This is a genomic window from Chloracidobacterium sp. (assembly GCA_015075585.1).
Classification (GTDB): domain Bacteria; phylum Acidobacteriota; class Blastocatellia; order Pyrinomonadales; family Pyrinomonadaceae; genus OLB17.
Genome location: JABTUB010000001.1, coordinates 1,392,120 through 1,409,553 on the forward strand (window position 1 = coordinate 1,392,120; position 17,434 = coordinate 1,409,553).

The 17,434-nt window shown below is 54.0% G+C and carries 15 protein-coding genes; 11 read left to right on the plus strand and 4 right to left on the minus strand.

The window, feature by feature from the left end; genetic code table 11:
• Positions 1-74 precede the first annotated feature (74 nt).
• On the minus strand, positions 75-716 hold the full coding sequence (gene nth / locus HS105_06415) for an endonuclease III (GenBank protein ID MBE7516224.1): 642 nt from the start codon (positions 714-716) through the stop codon (positions 75-77).
• A gap of 77 nt (positions 717-793) precedes the next feature.
• Between nth and HS105_06420 the strand changes: the two genes are divergently transcribed.
• From HS105_06420 to HS105_06430, 3 genes are read left to right on the plus strand one after another with little or no spacing between them, the layout of a single operon-like run.
• Positions 794-1,921, plus strand: coding sequence for a DegT/DnrJ/EryC1/StrS family aminotransferase (locus HS105_06420; GenBank protein ID MBE7516225.1), 1,128 nt, complete (start codon positions 794-796; stop codon positions 1,919-1,921).
• Positions 1,918-3,207 (plus strand): tetratricopeptide repeat protein, encoded by a 1,290-nt coding sequence (locus HS105_06425; GenBank protein MBE7516226.1) that lies wholly within the window; start codon positions 1,918-1,920, stop codon positions 3,205-3,207. The genes HS105_06420 and HS105_06425 overlap by 4 nt, the downstream gene beginning before the upstream one ends.
• Before the next feature lie 9 nt (positions 3,208-3,216).
• The gene (locus HS105_06430; GenBank protein MBE7516227.1) at positions 3,217-4,602 is read left to right on the plus strand and encodes an O-antigen ligase family protein; all 1,386 of its coding nucleotides are present in this window, start codon (positions 3,217-3,219) and stop codon (positions 4,600-4,602) included.
• Here the strand turns inward: HS105_06430 and HS105_06435 are convergent.
• The 3 genes from HS105_06435 to HS105_06445 all read right to left on the minus strand — a co-directional run bounded on the left by HS105_06435 (position 4,565) and on the right by HS105_06445 (position 7,245).
• On the minus strand, positions 4,565-5,338 hold the full coding sequence (locus HS105_06435; GenBank protein ID MBE7516228.1) for a CDP-alcohol phosphatidyltransferase family protein: 774 nt from the start codon (positions 5,336-5,338) through the stop codon (positions 4,565-4,567). The two genes, HS105_06430 and HS105_06435, sit on opposite strands and share 38 nt — an antisense overlap.
• A gap of 118 nt (positions 5,339-5,456) precedes the next feature.
• Entirely contained in the window at positions 5,457-6,038 is a 582-nt protein-coding gene (locus HS105_06440; protein ID MBE7516229.1) for a phosphatidylserine decarboxylase, read from the minus strand.
• Positions 6,039-6,435: 397 nt separating this feature from the next.
• The gene (locus tag HS105_06445; GenBank protein MBE7516230.1) at positions 6,436-7,245 is read right to left on the minus strand and encodes a ZIP family metal transporter; all 810 of its coding nucleotides are present in this window, start codon (positions 7,243-7,245) and stop codon (positions 6,436-6,438) included.
• A 374-nt stretch (positions 7,246-7,619) separates the two neighbouring features.
• Between HS105_06445 and rsmH the strand changes: the two genes are divergently transcribed.
• From rsmH to murG, 8 genes are all read left to right on the plus strand, one after another.
• Positions 7,620-8,567: a 16S rRNA (cytosine(1402)-N(4))-methyltransferase RsmH gene (gene rsmH / locus HS105_06450; GenBank protein ID MBE7516231.1), complete on the plus strand. Its 948-nt coding sequence runs from the start codon at positions 7,620-7,622 to the stop codon at positions 8,565-8,567.
• Positions 8,568-8,603: 36 nt separating this feature from the next.
• Entirely contained in the window at positions 8,604-9,080 is a 477-nt protein-coding gene (locus tag HS105_06455; GenBank protein ID MBE7516232.1) for a hypothetical protein, read from the plus strand.
• Positions 9,081-9,112: 32 nt separating this feature from the next.
• Positions 9,113-11,146, plus strand: coding sequence for a penicillin-binding protein 2 (locus HS105_06460; GenBank protein ID MBE7516233.1), 2,034 nt, complete (start codon positions 9,113-9,115; stop codon positions 11,144-11,146).
• A gap of 74 nt (positions 11,147-11,220) precedes the next feature.
• On the plus strand, positions 11,221-12,612 hold the full coding sequence (gene murF / locus HS105_06465; GenBank protein MBE7516234.1) for a UDP-N-acetylmuramoyl-tripeptide--D-alanyl-D-alanine ligase: 1,392 nt from the start codon (positions 11,221-11,223) through the stop codon (positions 12,610-12,612).
• 18 nt (positions 12,613-12,630) lie between these two features.
• On the plus strand, positions 12,631-13,773 hold the full coding sequence (locus HS105_06470) for a phospho-N-acetylmuramoyl-pentapeptide-transferase (GenBank protein MBE7516235.1): 1,143 nt from the start codon (positions 12,631-12,633) through the stop codon (positions 13,771-13,773).
• Between the two features lie 5 nt (positions 13,774-13,778).
• A complete protein-coding gene (gene murD / locus HS105_06475) occupies positions 13,779-15,161 on the plus strand; it encodes a UDP-N-acetylmuramoyl-L-alanine--D-glutamate ligase (GenBank protein MBE7516236.1) in 1,383 nt (460 codons plus the stop codon).
• 18 nt (positions 15,162-15,179) lie between these two features.
• The gene (gene ftsW, locus HS105_06480; GenBank protein ID MBE7516237.1) at positions 15,180-16,352 is read left to right on the plus strand and encodes a putative lipid II flippase FtsW; all 1,173 of its coding nucleotides are present in this window, start codon (positions 15,180-15,182) and stop codon (positions 16,350-16,352) included.
• Complete coding sequence (murG, locus tag HS105_06485; GenBank protein MBE7516238.1) at positions 16,349-17,431, plus strand: undecaprenyldiphospho-muramoylpentapeptide beta-N-acetylglucosaminyltransferase; 1,083 nt, start codon at positions 16,349-16,351, stop codon at positions 17,429-17,431. The genes ftsW and murG overlap by 4 nt, the downstream gene beginning before the upstream one ends.
• Positions 17,432-17,434: the final 3 nt, after the last annotated feature.

Sequence of the window (17,434 nt, forward strand, 5' to 3'; positions counted from 1 at the left end):
TCAAGCCGAAGGTACCATACAGCAGATCGAACGGTCAATAGAATGGAGCGAAGAAGGCCTTGTAAAATGCGGGGTCAGCTGAATAAGCCGCGGCTCGGGCATTGATCTGCAAGTACGCATTCACTGCATTTTGGTTTCCGTGCGACGCATATCTTTCGCCCGTGGAATATAAGCCGGTGAGGCAGCATGATCCAATCTTTCTTTGGGATCAGAGCCGCAAGGTCGCGCTCGATCGCTTCAGGCGATCTTGCAGCAGTAAATCCGAGGCGTTGAGAAACGCGCGAAACGTGTGTATCAACGACCACGCCCGCCGCTATGCCGAACGCATTGCCAAGAACGACATTTGCGGTCTTTCTGGCTACGCCTGCCAGCGTCAGCAGTTCGTCCATCGTCTGCGGGACCTCGCCGTTATATTCATCTATCAGCCGCTTGCACGCCGCGCGGATATTCTTCGCTTTGTTGCGGAAGAAGCCCGTCGAGTGGATATCCCTTTCGAGTTCTTCCTGCGTTACATCAATGTAATCCTGCGGCCGTCTATACTTTCGAAACAGTTCGGCAGTAACGATGTTGACGCGGGCGTCGGTGCATTGGGCTGACAGAATGGTCGCGATCAGAAGTTCGAAAGGTGAAGTGTGATCGAGTGCGCAGTGGGCATCGGGATATTCCTTCTTGAGCCTGCGAAGTATCTCGGCAGAACGTTTTTTCAGGTCAGCGATCACGACTTCAGGCTAAAAAAAAGGAACGTCGAATGCAAATCGATGTCTCTTTGAGTAAGATATCTCAGAACGGAACGATGCAGGTCCCATTACTTGATATTAAGGAACAGAATGAATCACTGCGCAGCGAGATCGAAGCGGCGCTTGCTCGCGTGCTCGACACGAACGCGTTCATCCTTGGAAGTGAGGTCGCAGAACTAGAGAATGAAACGGCTCGTTACTGCGGCGTAACGCACGCAATAGGTTGTGCCTCTGGAAGCGATGCGATACTGCTGGCTCTGATGGCTCTGGGTATAGGGCCCGGCGATGAGGTCATTACGACGCCTTACAGCTTTTTCGCAACCGTAAGTTCGATAACGAGGCTTGGGGCAACGCCGGTTTTTGCGGATATCGAGCCGGAATACTTCAATATAGACCCGGCACGGATCGAAGCGAAGATCACTTCGCGAACCAAAGCTATCGAACCGGTGCATCTCTACGGACAATGCGCCGATATGGATGCGATCAATGCCATTGCGGCAAAGCACGGAATTCGCGTTATTGAGGACGCGGCACAGGCTCTCGGTGCCAAAGACCGTGAGCGGCAGGCCGGTTCGATGGGTGCGATCGGCTGTTTCAGCTACTATCCTTCGAAAAATCTCGGCGGTATGGGCGACGGCGGGATGTTGACCACGAATGACGACACTTTGGCCGCAAAGCTGCGGGCGCTTCGAGTGCATGGTTCTGAGGAGCGTTATTATCATAAATATGTGGGGCTGAATTCGCGGCTTGACGGCTTCCAGGGAGCGGTCCTTCGCGTCAAACTGCCGCATCTCGATCCGTGGACAGAAAAACGCCGTGCCAATGCGGAAGCGTATCGGCATTGGTTCACGAACCGCGGGCTTGGCGAATATTTAACCGCACCCATCGAGCGGCCCGGAGCGTTCCACATATACAATCAGTTCGTGATACGCGTACCTAAGAAGCGCGACGAACTCAGGGCGTTCTTGACCGAGAATGGCATTGGAACCGACATCTATTATCCGCTGCCGCTGCATTTGCAGGAGTGTTTTGCGTATCTCGGCTATACGAAGGGTGACCTTCCTATTGCTGAAGAGGCGGCCTGCGAGACGCTTGCATTGCCGATTTATCCCGAATTGAGATCCGAGCAGATAGAGTTCGTGTGCGGCCGCATCGCTGAATTCTTTGAAGGGCAAGGCGTATGAACAATGACCTCATGGTCGTAAGGCTCGACGGAAGGTTCGCAAAGGCATTCGTGGCAGCCGCCGTGTTAATGGTGCTTATCTTTGCCTTTTCCGCCGTGCGTATCCAGATAGGCAATATGTTCGCCGATCTCACCGATCCTTCGGATGAGAACGCCGATCAAATTTCCGCACTGGCACAGTGGCTGTCGCCCTATGATCCGCAAGCCTCGTGGTTAAAGGCTTTGGTTGCAAAGACGGACTTTCGTCTCGTTCGTTCGGACAGCGTTGTTGAGCTGATGAAGGAGACGGTTCGGCTTGCTCCGTACGATTTTCGATGGTGGGTCGAACTCGGACGTGCCTATGAGCGATCCGGCGACACGGATGATGCTGAGGCCGCACTAAAACATGCGAAGCTGCTTGCTCCGTCAAGCATTTATACGAGCTGGCAATTGGGCAACTTTTACCTTCGCACAAACAGGCCGGACGAGGCATTTAATGAGTTTCGATATGCGACCCTGCAGAACCATATCTACCGCGAGCAGGTTTTCTCGCTGGCGTGGGATTATTTTGAGAAAGACCCCGCAAAGCTGGAGGCGGTTGTCGCCAACGATCCGGGTGTTTTCGCCGATCTTGCGATGTTCTATGCGGCGAGAGGCCAGGCAGCGGATGCTCTTCGCGTCTGGAGTTCGCTGACCGATGAACAAAAGGCAGAGTACCCTCAGCTCACGCGTGTGATGGCTCAAGGGCTTTATGACAAACGGTTCTTCGCCCAATCGCTCGCTTTTGCTAACCAGTCGAACTTTGATCCCGATGCCAGACCCGAGGCCGTTACGAACGGCGGCTTTGAAGGGCAGATCAGGCCGCCGAACGAAACGCTCTTTGATTGGAAGGTCGTACGTTCGGACGGCAAGGTCGATATCAGTCAAGATCAATCGGTAAAGTATTCGGGCAGTAAGAGCATGCGGCTCAATTTTCGCAGTTATACAAAAGCAGAATTCTACAATTTGTTTCAGACCGTTGTCGTGGAGCCGAAGCACACATACAAGCTGCGTTTCCGGCTCCGGACCGAAGGTTTGAAAAGCGGCGGCACACCGCAGATCGAGGTGATCAATGCGAACGACGACAAACTCATTGCCGCAACATCTGCATTTGCACAAGGGACGAATGATTGGCAGGAGATCACGCTCGAAGTACCGGTTCCTGAGAATTGCGACGGCATTACGATCCGCACGGCGCGGTCATACTGCGGCGAGAACTGCCCACTCATCGGAACCATCTGGTATGACGACTTTGTTTTAGTGAAATAGGCGTATTGAATGAGAACAGATAAAGCCAGCTTTTCAAACAGAGCGATCTTCTTCCTGATCTGCGCGGCCGTCGTGGTCTTTACGATGTTCTACGGAACCGTGCATCAGCCCGCGATCGCCTTGTTTTATTTGACCGTAACCGCTATGTGGCTTTTCTGGGCATGGGACAGTTTCCGGACGGGCAGCTTTACCATCAGCCGGCATTTGCTCCAAGTTCCGCTGTTCGCCGCTGCATTATTCGCGTTCGTGCAGATGATCCCATTCGGATGGCGTGATGATGCAGCAGGCGTTGCCGGCGTCGGCCGAACGCTGACGATGTCGCCGTTCGATACGCAAATGACGATGCTTCATATGCTCGCGCTTGCTCTGTTCTTTTCGGTCGTACTTACATCCGTTTCGAGCGCCGCAAGGCTGAGTAAGCTTGTTACATTCATATCAGTGTTCGGTTTTGTGTACGCATTCTTCGCGATACTTCAGTCATTTCTCAGTCCTGGCAAGATATATGGTATTTACGAGCGGGCCGGTGCTTCACCGTTCGGCACTTTCGTCAGCAGGCATAACTTTGCGGCGTTTGCAGAAATGACGCTCGCACTGCCGCTCGGAATGCTCCTTTCGGGTGCGGTAAAACGCGATAAGAAGCTGCTTTATATCACCGCCATCGTGCTGATCGGCACGGCACTGCTGATGAGCGGCTCGCGCGGCGGGCTTGTTGCAATGGCAGCAGCGGTTATGCTCCTGATCTTTTTGACCACGCGTGCAAAGGGCTACAAGGCAATTGCTGTTCGGGGCGTGCTTGCTGTGCTGCTTGTCGCGGTCGTTGTTGCCGGCACGATCTATATCGGCGGCGAATCTTCATTGACGAGGATCGCAGAAACGGCAACTTCAAAGGACGTTACGACCGACCGTCTGCATATATGGAAAACTACGCTGAAGGTAATTAACGCAAATTTTCCGCTCGGAGCAGGGATCGGAGCGTTCGCGCAAGCCTATACACAGTTCGACGATCGCGGCGGCCTGGAACGCGTCGAGCAGGCTCATAACGATTATCTGCAGGTATTGGCCGACGCAGGGATCGTCGGTGCCGCGATACTTGCCGTCTTTCTTTGGGCCCTATACAAGACCGTCAGACGTGCGCTCAAGGAAAAAAATGGGTTTCGACGAGGAGCCGCCGTCGGTGCGATCGGCGGGATCTTTGCGGTGTTGGTCCATAGCGTTTTTGATTTTGTTCTGCATACCACGGCCATAACCGTTATGTTCATTCTGTTGCTCGTGATATTGATCGCATCCGCGCGGAGCTATACGGACGATATTGAAGACGACGAGAACGCGCGGCATCGCCATCGGACAAAGGGGATCGTTACTGCGTTCGGTCGCCGCCGTTCCGCTTCACGGTAACGGCACGCACAAGCCACCACACAAGCCCGTGTCCGACATACACAAGTGCGAGTGCAAGAAGAGCGTATCTGGAATACCAGTAAATGAACATCCCGAGGCCTGCGAGCAGTACGACGAGCAGAATGCCTTGCGGTGCGGCACCGGCGGTCTTCATGCTTGAATAACGGATCTTGCTGACCATCAGTACGCCGAGGACGGCGATCAACGCGAGCAAAGCTCCGCCGTAATATTGAGCAGTGGTAAGGCCATACGATATGAGCGGTTGTGGCGAGAAGTGAACGAGCGCCGCCAGAAGTCCGCCTGCGGGCGGTATTGGCAGCCCGACAAAGTTCTTCTTATCGAGTTTCGCCGCGCCTTCTTCGAGGACGCGCGGACGCGTCGCCTGCAAATTGAAGCGTGCAAGGCGAAAAGCACCGCACATCAAATAGCCGAAAAGGACAAATACGGCAAGCTTATGCTGAAAGCTGCCTTCATCGTAAATTCCGCCGAATGCCCACGCATACATCAGCGCGGTCGGTGCAATGCCGAACGTCAGCACATCCGCAAGCGAATCGAACTGAACGCCGATCTCGGTCGCCGTTCGGGTGGCCCGGGCGACACGTCCGTCAACCGTATCGAACAAAATCGCAAGCCCGATGCCGATCGCCGCCAGATTGAAGTATCGAGAAGCGGCCTCCGGATCGATGAACGACGCGTGAAAGCCTTTAATTGACGTTAGGACCGTCAGAAATCCCATCGCCACGTTTGCCGCCGTAAACAGCGTGGGAATAACGTAAAGCCCCTTTTTGAGGCCACGATGAGCTGGTAATTGTTCGTTTTCCTGCATTGGTAAGAAAAAGGCGGAATCTTCGTTCTTAGCGGCCGTCGAGCTTTGCGATGATCGATTCGCCGCCCTTGACCTTATCGCCAACAGCCACGCAGATATCAGCGTGGGCAGGCAGCACAACATCGGCACGAGAGCTGAATTTGATCAGGCCGAATTTTTGGCCGCGTTCAAGATGTTCGCCTGCACCGGGCCAGCAGACAATTCGCCGAGCAACTATACCCGCGATCTGTGTACAGGCAACATTTACACCCTCACCTTCGATGCGGAGTGTGTTCCGCTCATTGACGAAGCTCGCGTTGTCGTTCGTCGCCGGCATCTTTTTTCCGCGAATGTAGTCGATCGACGTAATGGTGCCTGCTATCGGTGATCGGTTTATATGAACGTCGAATGGCGACATAAATACGCTGATGACGATCTCGCTGCCGCTCTTATCGATCCTTGTTACGCGTCCGTCCGCCGCTGATACTACGAGGCCGCTGCCCTCAGGGATCGATCGCCGCGGGTCACGAAAGAAATATGCCATAAATGCAGTAAGAAGCAGAAACGCTGCTGCAGGTATCCACAAATGCAGCATCGCGAATACTATCACGGCAGCAAACGGGATGATCACAAATGGAATTCCTTCACGCACCATAAAGACGTTCGTTAAATACTATCTGAGTTGAGGGCTAACAAAAAGCCCGGCGACACGCGCCGCCGGGCGAAAGAGGAGGATCGTATGAAGAAACGTCAGGCCCGAACAGGGTTATCCTTTGCGTAGCTGTACGCACACCATGCCGCGATCACATGGACCAAAAGGCCCAAAGTGCCAACGGAACCGATCCAGGAGATGCCTGTGAAAAGTAACCATATTATACCGATAAATATCCTACCGTTATATATTTGGCCGATCCCAGGGATCAGTAAGCTAAGTATGCCTGCCAGTAAAGGTTCCCTCATCGAGACCATTCGCGCCTCCACGTTATTGATATACGCCGAACCGCCGTAAATGTTTCAGAAAATATTCATTACTCCATTGTAGCGTGGAGCAATTGATGCGTCATAAAAAAGAGTGCAACACCGGCGAACACCGACAGCGACACCAGAGGATTCTTGCCGCCATGATGATTGACCTCAGGTATCAGATCGCTTGCGGATACATAAAGGGCGATGCCGCCGGCAAAAGGTAGTGCGTAGGCTACCGAAAATCCGGCCGCAGGCCCCGCAAGATAGAATGCGATAACGCCTATGAGGGTTACGACGCCGATCAGGGAAGTGGCCGCGAGCACTTCACGCATTCCTTTGCCTGCGGCAGTTATCATCGATCCGATCGTAAAACCTTCAGGGAACTTGTGGAGGAACACGGCGATAAAGACGAGCGTACCGGTTCTCATATCGATCTCAGATGCCGCAGCTATCGAAACTCCGTCAAAAAAGGTGTGGATAAGAAGGCCCGCAACCGCAGTGTATGCAGTTCGCGGCAATATCATTTCGTGATCATGGTCGTCGCAATGCATTTCACCACCGAGGTGCAGATGCGGAGCGACCGTATGCTCGAAGAATTGCGTTATCAAATATCCCGCAAGTACAAGAAGCATCGGGCCAAGCAGACTTGCTGACGAACTTCCCGCTTGTCTCTGCCATTCCTCCATCGAGCGCGGCAGTATCTCGATGAACGTTACGGCAAGCATAAAACCTGCGCCAAGGGCGAGCAGATATTTCAGCCAGCGGTTGTACCGCTTGTGAAAGGCTTTCGGCGACAGCACAAGCCCGCCAAGGATATTGGCAAGAGCCGCGAGAAGGCCGAAGATCAGTAATTTTATGAACGTCGTATCCACGTTTGGTTAAATCCTACGATACCGCGCGTTCGAACGTGAAACCGATAAGCGCGCAATTCTCAGGAATATTAAAATTTTCGCCTCAGCGTTTAAGATTTTTCTTGACATGCTTAAGCGCTTAACCGTAGAATGTCCATTAGCATTTGGCCCGAAAAAAAGAGACCCAAAAAACTGAACGCACAGAATGCGCACACTTGCTTAAATATTAGTAAAGGGATTTTTGACAGGGCCGGCCCGATGTGGATCTCAGGTATCGAAAAAGCGTAGAACAAACGTATTCGCGGCTAGGGGGACACAACAATACTTTACAGTTCGATAATTTGAACATTATGGCCCTTTTGGGCTGTGCCAAGGCGGTAGTTTGCTCTTTGAAGATGCAGCACGATCTAGCCGATTTTACGCACGAGCCGGTACTACTGAACGAAGTGCTGGAGATGCTCGATGCCAAAAAAGGCGGTGTCTATGTCGATGCGACGCTGGGGCTTGGCGGACATACGGAAGCCATTCTTGCTGCGAACGATCAAAATGTGGTGATCGGCCTTGACCAAGATGGCGAAGCGATACGCCGTGCAGCGGAGCGGCTGCGGCCCTACGGCAAGCGTTTCCGGGCGGTGCACGCGAATTTTTCTGCAATAGCGTCTTTGGCAGATGTCGAAAGTGCGGACGGCTTAGTGGCAGATCTTGGCGTTTCATCAATGCAGCTTGACGACTCCGGCCGCGGGTTCAGCTTTCGAGCCGATGCCCCGCTCGATATGCGAATGGATACGGATACGGGAGTGCCGACCGCGGCCGACCTTTTGGCCGAAGCCGATGAGTCCGAGATTGCCGACATCATCTACCGGTTCGGCGAGGAGCGGCATTCTAGGCGTATCGCACGCCGGATAGTTGAAAAGAGGAACACGGGCGAGCCTGTTAAAACCACGCGGGAGCTGGCCGAATTGGTACGGAAGGCGATCGGGCGCGGCGGCCGAGAACGAGTACATCCTGCGACGCGAACATTCCAAGCGTTGCGTATCGCGGTGAATAATGAGATCGAGATCATAAGGCCTTTCATACATGATTCGATCAGGGTTTTGAAACCGAGCGGAATTCTTGCTGTCATAACGTTCCATTCGTTAGAGGACAGAGTCGTAAAAAGAGAATTCCAACTGCTTTCGGGCAAGTGCCAATGCCCGCCGCGTATGCCGCAATGCATGTGCGGAGCCGAAAAAAAGGTAGAGCTATTGACAAAAAAGCCCATCGTTCCGAGCGGCGATGAGATTGATCGGAACGCTCGGTCGCGAAGCGCGAAATTGCGAGTTTGCCGAAAGGTAAGCCATTGACACCATTTAACTTAAGTACCTTTGGAGGAAGCCTAAATGACCGTTCGAAGATCACGATCCGGAAAGGAGAATACTGAACCGAGGCTGAGGGCCTGCAAAATGTATGTCGGAATTGGCACCGTCTTGGCCGTCGTTATCGCCGGCGCACTATTTTCGAGTTGGCAGCATTTTTCGTCATGGGACTACAGCATGCGGAACTCCAGGCTCCGTGATCAGATCAACAAGCTCGAAAGCGAGCAGCGCAGGCTGATCGTGGCTCGCGAGGTCGCTCTCTCGCCCGCCGCGGTAAAACGTACTTTTTCTAAGATCGAATCGCGGAACTCGGTCATTCCGGCCGTTGAGAGCAAGGCTGACAACAGCACTCCCGCCATGGCTTCAACGACGAAGATCGAGCGAACGGTGGATTCAAAACCGACGAATGCACCGCCGGTAAGTGTTGCCGTCAAGGCTAATGTCACAAAAACGCGTACGGAGACACTTAACCACATCGCAGCCCGGATGGCGGCCGAATAGGCCCGCTCTAGGGCCCTTTGATCTATAAAATTATGGCCGGACCAAAGCAAAAAGGTAAAAAGGATTCAGCACAGGCCGTGTTCACACGGTTCATGCTCATCGTGGGATTTTTCGCGATCTGGTTTCTCGGTGTCGCAGTGCGATTGGTCCATTTGCAGGTAGATCAGCACGAATGGCTCAGCGCCCGTGCGGAAAGCCAGCGGCAGGATCATAAACGAAGCAAACTGCTGCGTGGAACGATTTACGACAGGGACGGACGGCCTTTGGCGATGAGTGTGCGGGCACAGACCCTCTATGCGGACCCGCGCGAGATCAATGACGTTGCGGCCACAGCGAAGGCGATATCAAAGGTGATCAAGTTCGATGCACAGCGCTTTATTCAACAGGTCAACGAGGCGAAAGAAAAGAATCGCCGTTATGTTGTCGTCGCCCGAAAGCTGGATGATGCGACAGTAGAAAAGGTGAACGGGTCTTTGGTGAATGCTGCGCTGAAAAAAGGTGATCTGCCTCGATTTGAGGGCCTGCATTGGACGGACGATCAAGTTCGTAATTATCCATACGGGCCGATGGCCGCACAGGTCGTCGGATTTAACAATTTAGATGATGCCGGGGTGGGTGGTGTCGAGCAGTCTCAAGATAAGATCCTTCAAGGCCCAGTAATAAGAACGATACAAGAACGCGACCGCTTGGGCCGCGTCTATGACGAGATGGTGGAGGAGCGCGGGCGGCCGGGCGATGTAACGCTGACAATAGGCGTGACGTTGCAGAATAAGGTCGAACAGGCGCTGGAACAAGGCGTCAGGAACGCAGACGCAAAGAGCGGAATGGCAATAGCGATCTCACCAAAGACGGGCGAGGTGCTTGCGATGGCGAATTATCCGAGCTTTGACCCGAATGCGCTCGGCGAAGCGTTGCCGCCGAACGCGATGAACCACATCATTCAAAGCGTTTATTCGCCGGGCTCCGTGATGAAGCTCGTAACATACGGATCTGCGCTGGAAAAGAAATTGATCACGCCTAATGATATGGTTGATGCCGGTAACGGCTCGATCGAGGTAGCAGGGCATCGCTTTACTGACTCACATCATGTCGGGAAAGTTACTTATGCCGAAGCGTTGGCACATTCGAGCAATGTTTGTGCGATCAAAACAGGCCTGCGTGTCGGAAAAGAAGACTTTTTCGCGATGCTCTCGAACATGGGTTTTGGAGCGAGAACCGGTATCGAACTTCCGGGCGAAACCGGTGGAATTGTACGCCCGCCCGAGCGTTGGAATGGCGATTCGCTCGCGTCGATGTCGATAGGTTACGAGATAGGCGTGAACGCTTTGCAAATGGCTACCGCATTTGCGACCATAGCAAACGACGGAGTCAAGATACGCCCGCATATTATCAAGGAAGTGCATAAACCTGATGAAGCGCCGGTAAGGACAGACGCTGAAAGTGTGAGGATCGTAAGCCCTGAAACCGCTCGAGATCTGCGGACAATGCTGCGGCAGGTCGTGCTTACCGGTACGGGAAAACGAGCTCAATTGAACGGCTACACGTCCGCCGGAAAGACCGGAACGGCGTGGAAGTTCAATTCTGTCAGCAAGTCTGTTGACCGGAGCAAATATATCTCGTCATTCATAGGAATGGCGCCCGCTGAAGATCCGCAGGTGGTCATCGCGGTTGTGATCGATGAGCCGAAGAGTGGCGCTCGTGACGGCGGTGGGGTTGCAGCTCCGATTTTCAAAACGATCGCTGAACAGATACTGCCCGAGCTGGGCATACAGCCCGATTCGTCCGCGGTTAAGCCGACCGCTGCTCCGGCACAGATCGAATCTGAGGCGCCGGCAACGCCGCTTTCAGTGCGAACAACTGCGGCTGACACAATGTCCGGGAAAAAGCCGGCTGCAAAACCGGGTTCGAGAACGGATATAGGCGACGCAGTGAAGCAAACCGCTCCGTCGGCCCCAAAGGCGGAAGCGAAGTCAAAGCCCGCTACCGGCGGAAAGCAGGCTCGGACCAACAGAGTTGAGGCCGTGCCTGAAAAAAGGAGGTCATCCGGAAGAGCCGGAGTAACTTGAAACTCGCAGATGTTATCAACGCAATAGGCGGTGAAGCGCCTGATCTTGATCAAGCATTGGCCGGTCTTGATACCATGTCGTTCGTTATCGACTCGCGTGAGGTCAAGACGGGCGATGTTTTTTTCGCGCTTTCGCAGCCGGAATATGCGGATAACGGATTCAATGGTGATTTTGATGATTCGACACGATATGCGGCATCGGCACTCGACGCAGGGGCGGCGGCAGTTGTGCTGCGGCGCGACCGTTTCGATGAATACGCGCTAGAGCTTGCACCTCATACGGGCCGCTTGATCTATGTTGATGATGCGATCGCTGCTCTCCAGCGTCTTGCCCGTGCAGTGTATCGCATTTGGGGCGGAAAGGTCGTTGCGGTCACCGGAAGTGCGGGAAAGACGACCGCCAAGGAGCTTACGGCACACGTGCTCGCTGCATCGGGACGTAAAACGCTGAAAAATATCAAGAATTACAATAACGGCCTCGGCCATCCGCTGACGGTACTCAAGCTCGCGGCTGAGCCTGATCACGATGTTGCGGTTCTTGAGATGGGAATGTCCACACCGCTTCACGAGATCGAGCGGCTGTGTAACATAACGCCGCCTGACGTAGCCGTGGTTTTGAACGTCTTGCCGGTACATCTTGAGCATCTCGGCACTATCGAGCGTATCGCAGAGGCGAAGGCAGAGATCGTTGAGGGAATGAAACCCGGCGGCACTGCTGTTCTGAACGCTGATGACCCGCGCGTCGCCGCAATGCGTTCTTTGTCGAAGGGCGATGTTCTGACCTTTGGTATTGATAATGATGCGGATGTGCGGGCGGTCGATATTTCGGTCGCCGGCTTTGCTTCTACAAGGTTTGATGTTTGCGTGGACGGGCAGCGGGCGAGCGTTGAATATCCGCTGAACGGCAAGCACAATATCCTGAATGCTTTGGCGGCAGCGGCGGTCGGTTACAGCTTTGGAATGACAGTGAGCGAGATCGCGAATGCACTTTCCACCGCCGAAGCTCCGCCTCAGCGCGGTGAGGTGCTAAAATTTGCCGATGGCTTCACGGTGATCAACGATACATACAACTCGAACCCCGACGCGCTGCTTTCGATGACACAAACGCTTATTGCAGGTTCACCTGCCACGGCCAGAAAAGTGGTTTTTGCGGGCGAAATGCTCGAACTTGGCGATGGATCCGCCGCAATTCATCGGCGAACGGGTGAACGGATCGGGGCAATGGGCATCGATGTACTTGTCGGAGTACGCGGCAATGGGCGTGATCTTGCGGCTGGGGCGGCTGATGCAGGCATTGCGGATGTCAGATTTGCGGACGATTCGGCGATGGCTGCTGATATTGCGCTGGAATTGCTCCGTTCGGGCGATGTCGTTTTACTCAAAGGGTCTCGCGGTGTACGAATGGAAAAGATCGTCGAGCGGCTGCTCGAAAGATTTGAGTTGGAGAAAAAGGCTGCGGCAAAGTAGCTGAAAAGTGACGTTCGAATGCTTTACTTTCTGCTTTATCAATTGATCTTTAGAGAATACGGCCAGAACAGCGAGTCGTATTTCTTCAAAGGCCTGAACGTTGTTCAGTACGTTACGTTCCGCACGGGCATGGCCACCATTACGTCACTGCTTCTTTCGCTGTTTCTCGGAAAATGGGTCATCAGGAAATTGCGTGATCTTAATGTCGGTCAGGAGATACGCGAAGAATTAAGCGAAGAACATCAGGCGAAAAAAGGTACACCGACAATGGGCGGCGTGCTGATCATCGGGGCGGTAATGATCTCGTCGATCCTTTGGGCAAGGCTCGATAGCCTTTACCTTTGGCTTACCATCGGAGCGACCGGCCTGTTCGCATTTATCGGTTTTGCTGATGACTATATCAAAATAGTCAAAAAGCGGAGTCTCGGGCTTACTGAGCGGCAGAAACTGATCGGCCAACTCGTTACGGCTGTGCTGGTGTGGGCGGTGCTTTACCTTTTTACGAGCTATCCGTGGAATGTCAGCATTCCGTTCTTTAAGGATACTGCGCTGCCTCACGGCGTAAGCTATGCCGGCCCTTTTATTTACCTTTTCTTTGTCGTGTTTATTCTGCTCGGCTCGTCGAATGCCGTTAATCTGACGGACGGGCTAGACGGCCTCGCTGCCAGTATCACGCTCATCGCGATGTCGGCTTTGACCGCATTGACCTACGTTGCGAGCGACGCTCGATGGGCGGAACGCCTGGATATCACGCACAATCCCGCCGCCGGCGAACTGACCGTTTTCTGCGGCGCGATGGTCGGAGCCAGCTTGGGTTTTCTTTGGTACAATGCCCCGCCGGCCGAGGTTTTTATGGGCGATGTCGGCAGCCTCGCCATCGGCGGTGCCTTGGGCACCGTTGCGGTCCTGACCAAGCAGGAGTTCCTTTTGCCGTTCATCGGCGGCATCTTTGTGCTTGAAGCGGTCTCGGTGATCATTCAGAAGACTTTCTTCAAATTTACAAGACGAACATCCGGAGAAGGACGGCGATTCTTTCGGCAGGCGCCGATACATCACCATTTTCAAATGTCAGGCTGGAAGGAGCCGAAGATCGTCTTTCGCTTTGTGATCATAGCGATATTGTTCGCGTTGCTGAGTCTGGCGACGCTCAAATTGCGTTAGTTCCGATGGAGATATCCGGAAGAAAAGCATTAGTGTTAGGTGCCGGCCGTTCGGGCGTCGCGGCCGCCCGTTTCCTTGCGGAGCGCGGTGCGATCGTCGCCTTGCATGATCAGAAAGATGTCGAACAGTGGCCTGCAGCTGCCAAAGAACTGAAAGAAAGACATAATGTCGGCACCGTCAGCGGTATGCTGCCGTCGTGGCTGCTCGATCAGATCGATCTGGTGGTGATATCGCCCGGAGTGCCGACAAAAACGATCCCGGCACGTTATGTTGACCGCAAAGACGGAGAAGTGATCGGCGAGGTTGAACTCGCGGCACGATTCCTGAAGGGAAAGATCGTCGCTGTAACAGGTTCGAACGGCAAGACGACGACAACCACTCTGATCTACGAGATATTGAAGTCGGCCGGCCTTAAAGCACAGGTTGGCGGCAATATCGGCACTCCGCTGCTCGACCTCGTTGCGAGTTCCGATGATGACACGTGGAATGTTGTTGAGATGTCGAGTTTTCAGCTTGAGTCGATCGTCGATATGCGGCCGAATATCGCGCTTTGCCTCAACGTAACGCCGAACCATCTTGACCGATACGATTCCTTCTTGGATTACGCGGCAGCAAAGCATCGGATCTTTATCAATCAGACGAAGGACGATGTTGCCGTTTTGAATGCGGATGACGGAATAACCGCGGGCTGGAATACCGGCTTGCGTGCGATGGTTGAGATGTTCAGCGTCCGACAGGAGCTTGCGAAGGGCTTCTTTCTTCGCGACAGCGAACTGATCCACCGTGACAAGGGAGTTGAGACTGTTCTCATCTCGCGTCACGAGATATTTCTCCGCGGCCTGCATAATGTTGAAAATGTGCTGGCCGCATTCGCGGCCGGCATTGCCGCCGGCTGCGATCCGGTATCTATACGCCATACCGTCGCAAATTTCAGGGGTGTCGAACATCGGATCGAATTTGTTGCCGAAAGCCGAGGCGTTAAGTATTACAACGACTCGAAAGCAACCTCGGTGGATGCGGCGATCAAGGCCGTCGAGGCACTTAGCGAAACCGAAGGGAAGATCGTGCTTATACTTGGCGGACGAGGCAAGAATGCACCGTATGCTCCGCTTGTACCGCTGATCGAACAGTCGGTCAGGGAATTGGTGCTGATCGGCGAGGACGCCGACAACATCGAAACTCAGCTCAAAGGCGCGGCAAAGATCGAGCGTGCCGCTTCGCTCCAAGAAGCTGTGGCGATGTGCCGCCGGGCCGCTGTGAGCGGCGATTCGGTGCTGCTTTCGCCGGCGTGTGCAAGTTTCGATATGTTCAAGAGTTTCGAAGAGCGTGGAACCGTCTATAAGGAGGCAGTCCGGACTTTGACCGGATCGGCCGCGGCCGAAGGCTGATACTCACGGACATGGAAAATGGCTGAAAAGGCAAAACGTGCAGATTGGATGATGTTCGTCATCGCGTGTGCTCTGGCATTGTTCGGGGCGATGATGGTTTACAGCGCATCAGCGATGATGGCGATGCGCGAGTCTGCGGAAGGCAGCCAGTACACGTACTTTTTCAAACAGTTGATCTTTGTCCTAATCGGTATTGCGGCGATGTATGTTCTGAGCCGCATCGATTATCACATTTTCAATAACCGTTGGATCGCGGTGCTCGCGATCGCGGTGACAGCAATTGCACTGGCCTCAGTCTTCTTTTTCCCGCCTATTAACGGCGCGAGACGCTGGATACGCTTCGGCGGCCTGTCCTTTCAGCCTTCTGAGCTTGCAAAGATAGCTCTTCCTTTATTCTTCGCATGGTTCTTGACGAAGAATGAGGGCAGCGTCGGCGAGTTAAAAAAGACCTTACTTTGGTGTATCGCAGCACTTGGCCCGATCGTCGGATTGCTGATGCTTCAAAAGGATCTTGGCACGACGATCGTTCTGTGTATTGCCTTCGGTGCTGTTTATTACTCGGCGGGTGCGAAGTACCGCCATATCGGCGTAGCGGCCGGAGCCTTTCTTGTATTGGTGGTCGGCGCTATCGTGGTAACGCCTTATCGCATGGCTCGCGTGATGGCTTTTCTCGATCCGTATAAATATGCGGATGATGAGGCTTATCAGGTCGTGCAGTCGCTCTACGCGATCGGCTCAGGAGGCATAACCGGCGAGGGCTTTGCAATGGGACAGCAGAAGCTGTTCTATCTTCCGTATCCTTTCTCGGACTTTATATTTTCGGTCGTCGGCGAAGAACTCGGCCTGATCGGAACGCTCGCTGTTGTCGTTGCGTTCGCCGTGCTTCTGTGGCGCGGCAGCCGAGCGGCTTTAGGAGCACCGGATCGCTTCGGCATGCTGCTTGGTATCGGGCTTATTACGGGTATCATCGCGCAGGCACTATTTAACATCAGCGTAGTGATCTCGATCGTTCCTGCGAAGGGGATTCCGTTGCCGTTCATCTCGTATGGCGGTTCATCTGTCGTCCTGACGCTTGCGGCGATCGGTATCCTGTTGAGTATTTCCCGCTATGTGAAGGAGCCGGCAAAGGCGGTGACGGCGAAACGGCCAACCAGAAGCAGAGTTAAAGGAGCCGCGGCAGCGCAAAGATGAAGGTATTGATCGCAGCCGGCGGAACCGGCGGACATATTTATCCCGGAATTGCTGTGGCAAAAGAGCTAATGGAGCGCGATGCGTCATCGGAAGTGCTCTTCGTCGGTACCGCACGCGGCCTCGAATCAAGGATCGTGCCCGACAACGGATTTCAGCTTTCACTGATCCACAGTGCGGGACTCAAGAACGTCGGCTTGGCCGGAAAGCTGAAGGGCGCCGCTGTTTTACCGAGGTCTTTTATGGAAGCTCGCCGGCTGCTTAAGGATTTTGCGCCCGACGTTGTTGTTGGTGCCGGCGGATACGTGTCGGGGCCGGTTCTGCTCACCGCGAGTCTTATGCGTATCCCGACGCTTGTGATGGACTCTAACGCATTGCCGGGTTATACGAATCGGCGATTGGCTCGATTTGTCAATAAGGCCGCCCTGACATTTGAAGAAGCTCTGCCGTTCTTTGGCTCAAAAGGGGTCGTTGCGGGTAATCCTGTTCGAAAGGAGTTCTTTTCGATCGCCGAACGCGAACCGGCGACACCGATATCGCTTCTGGTATTTGGCGGGTCCCAAGGTTCGCGGGCGATAAATAATGCAGTTGTCGCGGCTCTGCCTGAATTGAAGGAGATGGGTATTCACATAACCCACCAGACCGGTGATGCCGATCTGGCAACGGTCAAGGCCGCTTATGAGGCCGAGCAATATTCGGACGCTGATGTGCGGCCGTACATATCGAATATGATGGAGGTGGTCGAGGCGTCGGACATCATTATAAGCCGCGCGGGAGCCACGACGTGTGCGGAACTTGCCGCTGCAGGCAGAGCGGCGATAATGATCCCGCTTCCGGGTGCGGCCGACGACCATCAGCGCAAAAATGCAGAGGCCCTTGTAAAAAAAGGCGCGGCGAGGATGATCCTGCAAGCAGAGCTTTCGGGTGTACGATTGGTCGAGGAGCTCAAGGAACTTACGAATGATCTGAACACCTTGGAAGAAATGGGGCGTGCCGCCCGTTCGCTCGCACGGCCCGATGCCTCCGCCGCGATCGCAGATCTGATCGAGGGGCTGGCCGAGGCCCGAAACGGAAGGAAATAATAG

What these genes read in the sequence shown, in the direction of transcription:
- HS105_06420 (MBE7516225.1), top strand. Translation starts at nt 794, where the DNA reads ATGCAGGTCCCATTACTTGATATTAAGGAACAGAATGAATCACTGCGC.
- HS105_06425 (MBE7516226.1), top strand. Translation starts at nt 1,918, where the DNA reads ATGAACAATGACCTCATGGTCGTAAGGCTCGACGGAAGGTTCGCAAAG.
- HS105_06430 (MBE7516227.1), top strand. Translation starts at nt 3,217, where the DNA reads ATGAGAACAGATAAAGCCAGCTTTTCAAACAGAGCGATCTTCTTCCTG.
- HS105_06435 (MBE7516228.1), bottom strand. Translation starts at nt 5,338, where the DNA reads ATGGGATTTCTGACGGTCCTAACGTCAATTAAAGGCTTTCACGCGTCG.
- rsmH (MBE7516231.1), top strand. Translation starts at nt 7,620, where the DNA reads ATGCAGCACGATCTAGCCGATTTTACGCACGAGCCGGTACTACTGAAC.
- HS105_06455 (MBE7516232.1), top strand. Translation starts at nt 8,604, where the DNA reads ATGACCGTTCGAAGATCACGATCCGGAAAGGAGAATACTGAACCGAGG.
- HS105_06460 (MBE7516233.1), top strand. Translation starts at nt 9,113, where the DNA reads ATGGCCGGACCAAAGCAAAAAGGTAAAAAGGATTCAGCACAGGCCGTG.
- murF (MBE7516234.1), top strand. Translation starts at nt 11,221, where the DNA reads ATGTCGTTCGTTATCGACTCGCGTGAGGTCAAGACGGGCGATGTTTTT.
- HS105_06470 (MBE7516235.1), top strand. Translation starts at nt 12,631, where the DNA reads ATGCTTTACTTTCTGCTTTATCAATTGATCTTTAGAGAATACGGCCAG.
- murD (MBE7516236.1), top strand. Translation starts at nt 13,779, where the DNA reads ATGGAGATATCCGGAAGAAAAGCATTAGTGTTAGGTGCCGGCCGTTCG.
- ftsW (MBE7516237.1), top strand. Translation starts at nt 15,180, where the DNA reads ATGGCTGAAAAGGCAAAACGTGCAGATTGGATGATGTTCGTCATCGCG.
- murG (MBE7516238.1), top strand. Translation starts at nt 16,349, where the DNA reads ATGAAGGTATTGATCGCAGCCGGCGGAACCGGCGGACATATTTATCCC.